Consider the following 1,416-nt stretch of genomic DNA (forward strand, 5'->3'; position numbering starts at 1 on the left):
ACCGGACACGGCGACGTTCCGCAGCCGCACCGGGCGCTCCGCCACCGCCGCGAGCCCCGAGGCCAGCAGCGCGCCCGGCGTCTGCCCGGCCCGGCGCACGCCCAGGCCCGCGGCCGTGGAGTCACCGAGCATGACCAGGGTCAGCGGCGGCTCGCCGGGAGTGTCGTACCCCGGGCCGTACAGCCCGTCCGCGGAGGGCACGCGCCGGTCCGTGCCGTTGCCCACATGGCGCTTGGCCATCTGCACCTCGGCCAGCAGCAGGCCGACGGCGGCTGCACCGACCAGGCCGAGCCCGCCGCCCCCGTACGCGGCACCGGCCGCGATCCGCCGGGCCACTCTCGCCCTCGACATGCTCGTCATGCCGCCGCCACCTCCTCCGTAGCCGTACACCCACTCCTTGCCCCGTACGGACAGTTGCTCAATCCCGACGGGGAGTGAACGCCCGTCCTCGGCCTCGCGCTTCTGGCCTACGCTGGCGGGACCACTACGACCAGACCTTTTGCAGCAACCGGAGACAACGGTGCAATTCCACGACTCGATGATCAGCCTCGTCGGCAACACCCCGCTGGTGCGTCTCAACAGCGTCACCAAGGGGATCAGGGCGACCGTCCTGGCCAAGGTCGAGTACTTCAACCCGGGCGGATCCGTGAAGGACCGCATCGCCCTGCGCATGATCGAGGCGGCCGAGCGGAGCGGGGAGCTCCAGCCGGGCGGCACGATCGTCGAACCGACCAGTGGAAACACGGGTGTGGGCCTTGCCATCGTGGCCCAGCAGAAGGGCTACAAGTGCATCTTCGTGTGCCCGGACAAGGTCTCCACCGACAAGATCAACGTCCTGCGCGCCTACGGTGCGGAGGTGGTCGTGTGCCCGACCGCCGTCGCGCCCGAGCACCCGGACTCGTACTACAACGTCTCCGACCGGCTGGTGCGGGAGACCCCGGGCGCCTGGAAGCCCGACCAGTACTCCAACCCCAACAACCCCCTTTCGCACTATCACTCCACCGGCCCCGAGATCTGGGAGCAGACCGAGGGGAGGATCACCCACTTCGTGGCCGGCATCGGCACCGGCGGCACCATCTCCGGCACCGGCCGCTATCTGAAGGAGGCCAGCGACGGCAGGGTCAAGGTGATCGGCGCCGACCCCGAGGGCTCGGTGTNNCGCCGCTCTCCGGGTCGCCGAGCGGCTCGGTCCGGACGACGTCGTGGTGGTGCTGCTGCCGGACAGCGGACGCGGATACCTCAGCAAGATCTTCAACGACGAGTGGATGGCCGACTACGGCTTCCTGGAGGACGAGGGTCCGAGCGCGCGTGTCGGCGACGTGCTGAACCACAAGGAGGGGGGCATCCCCTCCCTGGTCCACATGCACCCGGACGAGACCGTCGGCCAGGCCATCGAGGTGCTGCGCGAGTACGGCG

2 pseudogenes are annotated in these 1,416 nt (G+C 70.1%); one reads left to right on the forward strand and one right to left on the reverse strand.

From position 1 onward, the window contains the following. Nucleotides 1-360, reverse strand: a pseudogene (locus tag CCN35_RS28380) (SGNH/GDSL hydrolase family protein); the annotation flags it as partial. Between the two features lie 160 nt (nucleotides 361-520). On the opposite strand from CCN35_RS28380, the pseudogene CCN35_RS14120 reads away from it, so the two are divergent. Beyond that, a pseudogene (locus tag CCN35_RS14120) lies at nucleotides 521-1,416 on the forward strand (pyridoxal-phosphate dependent enzyme); the annotation flags it as partial.

This window comes from Streptomyces thermovulgaris (genome assembly GCF_002155915.1).
Taxonomy (GTDB): domain Bacteria; phylum Actinomycetota; class Actinomycetes; order Streptomycetales; family Streptomycetaceae; genus Streptomyces; species Streptomyces thermovulgaris.